6 protein-coding genes are annotated in these 4,785 nt (G+C 71.4%); 3 read left to right on the top strand and 3 right to left on the bottom strand.

Translation table 11 applies throughout. The annotated features are described in order from the left end of the window. Together ACFFNX_RS42550 and ACFFNX_RS42545 are read right to left on the bottom strand one after the other, a co-directional pair. Positions 1–411, bottom strand: a 411-nt coding sequence (locus ACFFNX_RS42550) for an ABC transporter ATP-binding protein (RefSeq protein WP_378211933.1), incomplete at its 3' end; no start/stop codon positions are given. Next, entirely contained in the window at positions 408–1,466 is a 1,059-nt protein-coding gene (locus ACFFNX_RS42545; RefSeq protein ID WP_378211932.1) for a peptidoglycan-binding protein, read from the bottom strand. The genes ACFFNX_RS42545 and ACFFNX_RS42550, both read right to left, overlap by 4 nt. 101 nt (positions 1,467–1,567) lie before the next feature. On the opposite strand from ACFFNX_RS42545, the gene ACFFNX_RS42540 reads away from it, so the two are divergent. Continuing rightward, positions 1,568–2,269, top strand: coding sequence for a response regulator (locus tag ACFFNX_RS42540; RefSeq protein WP_378211931.1), 702 nt, complete (start codon positions 1,568–1,570; stop codon positions 2,267–2,269). Position 2,270: 1 nt separating this feature from the next. Then, positions 2,271–4,034, top strand: a complete 1,764-nt coding sequence (locus ACFFNX_RS42535; RefSeq protein ID WP_378211930.1) for a sensor histidine kinase — start codon at positions 2,271–2,273, stop codon at positions 4,032–4,034. A 51-nt stretch (positions 4,035–4,085) separates the two neighbouring features. Here ACFFNX_RS42535 and ACFFNX_RS42530 read toward each other — a convergent pair whose 3' ends face one another. Then, a complete protein-coding gene (locus ACFFNX_RS42530) occupies positions 4,086–4,367 on the bottom strand; it encodes a DUF397 domain-containing protein (protein ID WP_378211929.1) in 282 nt (93 codons plus the stop codon). 101 nt (positions 4,368–4,468) lie between these two features. Here ACFFNX_RS42530 and ACFFNX_RS42525 point away from each other — a divergent pair, with 101 nt between their 5' ends. Then, complete coding sequence (locus ACFFNX_RS42525; protein WP_378211928.1) at positions 4,469–4,666, top strand: DUF397 domain-containing protein; 198 nt, start codon at positions 4,469–4,471, stop codon at positions 4,664–4,666. The last annotated feature ends 119 nt before the right edge of the window (positions 4,667–4,785 follow it).

Here is a 4,785-nt window from a genome sequence, read left to right as displayed (position 1 = left end):
GTGGTCCGCGCGGTGCCCGAGCCCGAGCCGGGCGAGCGCCTCCAGGGCCATCGGGCGGCGGCGCCGGCGCGGCACTCCCGCGTAGAGCAGCCCGGTGGCGACGTTGTCGGCGGCGCTCAGGCCGTCGGTGAGGTGGAACTGCTGGAAGACGAAGCCGAGCCGGCGCCCGCGCAGCGCCGACAGCCGCCGGTCGGGCAGGCGGGTGACGTCCCGGCCTCCGACCTCGACGGTGCCGGACGTCGGCAGGTCGAGCGTCCCGAGGATGTTGAGCAGGGTCGACTTCCCCGAACCGGAGGGGCCGACGATGGCGAGCCGCTCCCCTTCTCCGATCGACAGCGAGACGCGGTCGAGGGCGACCACGTCGCCGGGGTGGCGCTTGCTCACGTCGCGGAGCTCGACGACCGGAGTCATGACGCCGCCGTCACCACCTTCAGCCCGGCCACGATGCCCGGCCCGCTGATCTCCACGAGCTCGCGGGCGAACATGCCGGTCCTGACCGGCATGAGCCCTCCGCCGGGCGGCTGGACCGCGTACCCGCCCTCGCGCAGCGCCAGCAGCGCGCCGACCGGCACCGCCAGCACGTTCGCGTGCTTCTCGGTGGCGACCAGCACCCGCACCGAGGCGGCGTCCAGGCCCGCGACGTCCCGGCCGTGCAAGGGGGTGACCGTGACGTTCAGCTTCGGAGAGTCGTCCCCGTCTCCGCCGGGTGCGTCTCCGTGCACGGTCGTGCCGACCGAGGTGACCTTCGCGCGGATGTGCCGCTCGTCCGGCCGTACGACGGTGACGGCCGCGCCGGCCTTGAGGCCGTCCGCCTCGGTGGGGTCGACCGGCATGGTCACGACCTTCGTCGTGGAGGTGACGGTCATGATCGGTCCGGCCGCCGGGTCGCCGGGCTGCGCCTGGACGGAGCCGACCCGGACCGGGCCCGGGACCACGGCGACCTGCCCGGGGCTCAGCGTGCCGGTGGCCGGAAGCCCCGCCTTGGACTGCCACCGCCTCAGCGCGGCACGGAGCGCCGGCGTCATGAAGGAGTTCGGCACACCGGTGAGGTAGCCGAGCGCCGCCAGGTTGGCCTCGACCATGGCCACGTCGGAGCCGTGTACGTGCGCGGCGCCCAGCTTCCGGAACAGCGGCGTGTGCCCGTAGAACACCGGGACCGGCCGGTCGTTCACCCGGTAGAGGGACTCACCGCGGGTGGCGACCGTGCCCACGCCGGGCAGCCGCGTCAGCACGCCCTTGCCCGTGCCCTTCAGCGGACGCGGTCTCCCATGGCCGAGGGTGCCATCGAACGACCGGCTGTCCGACAGGTCGGTCCGGATGACCGTGGTCACCTGGACGGGCGCGGTCTCCGGCCGCGCGGAGGCACGGCGGTGCGGCGTCAGTGCCACCGCGCCGAACGTGACCGCCGAGCCGAGGGCGAGTACGCCGATCACCACGGTCGTCTTCCGTTGAAGCCGTCTCGTCACGATCGTCACGGTCGCGGCCGAATGTCAGGTACCTGTGAGGAGGCGATGAGGATGTCGTGGCGCGGGCTCGCGCGCCGGCTCCGAACCGTACGATCCAGGTCATGTGCGCGCAGATCGTCATCGCCGAGGACGACGTCAAACAGGCCGAACTCGTGCGCCGCTACCTCGAACGGGACCGGCACTCGGTCGTCGTCGTGCACGACGGGCGCGCCGCCATCGACGCGACGCGCCGCCGGAAGACCGACCTCCTGGTGCTCGACGTGATGCTCCCCAGAGTGGACGGCCTGGAGGTCTGCCGGATCCTGCGCGAGGAGAGCGACGTGGCCGTGCTGATGCTCACCGCCCGGTCCACCGAGGACGACCTGCTGCTGGGGCTCGACCTGGGTGCCGACGACTACATGACCAAGCCCTTCAGCCCACGGGAGCTGACCGCCCGGGTCCGTACCCTGCTCCGGCGGACGCGGCGTACGACGGCCGACTCACGGCTCCGGGTGGGTGACATCGTCGTCGACCCGGTCCGCCACGAGGTCAGCCGGAACGGCGAGCGGATCGAGTGCACGCCCGGTGAGTTCCACCTGCTGGAGACGATGGCCGCCGAGCCCGATCGGGTCTTCACCCGGGAACAGCTGCTCGAGCGGCTGCACGGCTTCGACCGCTTCATCACGAGCCGGACCATCGACGTGCACGTCATGAACCTCCGGAAGAAGATCGAGTCGCGGCCGCGCCGGCCGACGTGTCTCCTCACCGTCTACGGCGTCGGATACAAGCTGACGGACGGCGTGCGCGACGATGCCGCGCGCTAGCGTGCCGTGGAGCCGGAGCCTCCTCACCCGGCTGCTGGCGATCTCCGTGCTCGTCGCGGTCGGTTCGGTCACGACGACCGCCTGGCTGGCCACGCGGACCACCACCGAGGCGCTCCGGCACCAGCAGGCGCAGGCGGTGACCGACGACGCCGGCACCTACAACGAGCTGGTCGGGTACGCCGCCACGCATCGGTCGTGGGACGGGGTCGGCCCGACCGTCGCCCGGCTGGCGCGCGGCACCGGCCACCGCGTCACCCTCACCACGCAGGAACGCCGGCCGATCGCGGACTCGTCCAAGAGCGGCGGCCCGCCACCGGCCGGCACCCCGACGGTCGTCGACCCGCTGGCGGTGGACCCGGTCCTGGTGCCGGCCGCCGCCGACCGCATCGACCCCAGAGCCGTCGGCCCGTTCCGGCTGACCGCGGATGAGCGGACCACGTTGCTGCGTTCGGCCGAACGTGTCCTGCGGTGCATCCGGGGACGGACGGGCTCCGGGGCGATCGAGCAGGACCCCAACGGGCGCCCGCACGTCAGCAGCTCATCCGACGTCCTGAACACCTACTGCGGTACTCCGGAGCTGGATGAACCCGTCAAGACCGAACGGCGTGCCCTGCAGGGGCTGAACACGATGGTCGACGCCTGCCTGGCCGGCCAGAAGCTGAGCGGCGTCATCCTCAACCCCGACCTGAGCTGGGTCGTGCTTCCTCGTAAGCGCCCGAAGCCCTCGTTGGCCGCCCAGGTCGACGCGCAGATCCGCGGCTGCCTCGCGCAGTCCCGCCGCGAGCAGCTCACCCCGTACGTCTCCCCGTCCGCGCTGCTGTTCATCGGCGGGAGCCAGGGTTCCACGCCCAGTTTCGTGCTGTCCTCGGGCGGCAGGTCACGCGTCATCGGTGTCGTGGCCCTGGTCCTCCTGCTCACGGTGGCGATCACCGTTCTGGCCGGTGTACGGCTCGTCCGGCCGCTGCGAGCCCTGACCGAGGCCGCGCAACGCATCACCGGTGGAGACCTGGCCACCAAGGTGAAGGTCGGCGGCCGGGACGAGATCGGCCGCCTGGCGTCGGCGTTCAACGACATGGCCGAGGCACGGGCCCGCATGGAGGCGTTGCGCAAGACGATGGTCAGCGACATCGCCCATGAGCTGCGGACCCCGCTGAGCAACGTCCGCGGGTGGCTGGAGGCCACCGAGGACGGCCTCACCCGTCCCGACGAGCAGCTCATCTCCTCGCTGCTGGAGGAGGCGCTGCTCCTGCAGCGCATCATCGACGACCTCCAGGACCTGGCGATGGCCGACGCCGGGCGGCTACGGCTCTGTCCGGAGGACGTACGGCTCCACGACGTGCTCGCCCAGGTGGCGGCGGCGCACCGGGCCCGGTCGGACGAGGCGGGCGTCACGCTGACCGTACGGGCCGACGACGACGTCGACGTGCACGCCGACCCGGTACGCCTGCGTCAGGCGGTCGGCAACCTGGTGTCCAACGCCCTGCGCCACACGCCTCCCGGCGGCACGATCACCGTCCACGGCCGCCGGGACGGGCAGTGGATCTCGATCGACGTCACCGACACCGGGACCGGGATCGATCCGTCGGACCTGCCCCACGTCTTCGACCGCTTCTGGCGCGCGGAGAAGTCCCGCACCCGCCAGGCCGGCGGCAGCGGCCTGGGCCTGCCCATCGTCCGCAAGCTCGCCGAGGCCCACGGCGGCACCGTGACCGCCGCCTCCGAACCCGGGCGGGGCTCCGCCTTCACCGTGAGGCTGCCCGCCTGAGTCTGTCGGCGGTGGCCGGTGAGGTCACTCGCTTCACCGGATACGGGTGCGTCAGGCCTTGGATCCTCCGCTGACCGGATATCCCGGACGGCCGGTCCAGGGAAAGGCCGCGGACTGACCGTCATTCGACGCGTCGGGCTCCGGCATCGGCACGCCGGGCCCGGTGGCCAGGTCGTCGAATTCACCGTCCTTCACCCCGAGAACGAACGCCTCCCATTCGTTCGGGGTGTAATACAGCGCGTCGCCGTCGGGGTTATCCGCATCCCGCAGGACCACCATGTGGTCGTCGTGTTTATGCTTGACGGGCACGTCAGCACCGTCGACGAAAAGCACTTCCGCCGACTCGATTATCCCACTCACGGGATCCCCTTTCCTCTCTCGACTAAGGCATAATGCATTTAATAAAAGACGTCTTACCGTAAAGGTGTGAGCCAGTGACGCAGGTACCGGCCGAGTCCGAGCGAGTGGTCGCGGTCCGCGACAGCAAGGACCCCGATGGCCCGAAACTGTTCTTCCGGCCGAGCGCGTGGATCGACCTGCTCGATCGGATCAAGGCCGGAGAGCTGGAACTGCCGGCGGAGTTCCGGGAGAAACTGGACGAACGCCTCTCCCGTCCCGCCGACGAAACGTGACGGCCGCGGGTGGTGGCCGCCCGAAGCGGCGCCGAGACGGTCACCACCCCTGCTCGTCCTCATCGAGTACGGTCTGCACGACCTGCGCCGGCCGGCCGCGGCGGACCAGCTCGCCGTAC

Origin of the sequence: Actinoallomurus acaciae, from assembly GCF_042429965.1 — a bacterium.
Taxonomy (GTDB): domain Bacteria; phylum Actinomycetota; class Actinomycetes; order Streptosporangiales; family Streptosporangiaceae; genus Actinoallomurus; species Actinoallomurus acaciae.
The sequence above is the reverse complement of the archived record's forward strand: the minus strand, read 5'-3'. Positions and strand labels throughout refer to the sequence as shown.

Coding starts and splice junctions, on each gene's coding strand:
- ACFFNX_RS42540 (WP_378211931.1), top strand. CDS start 1,568: ATGTGCGCGCAGATCGTCATCGCCGAGGACGACGTCAAACAGGCCGAA.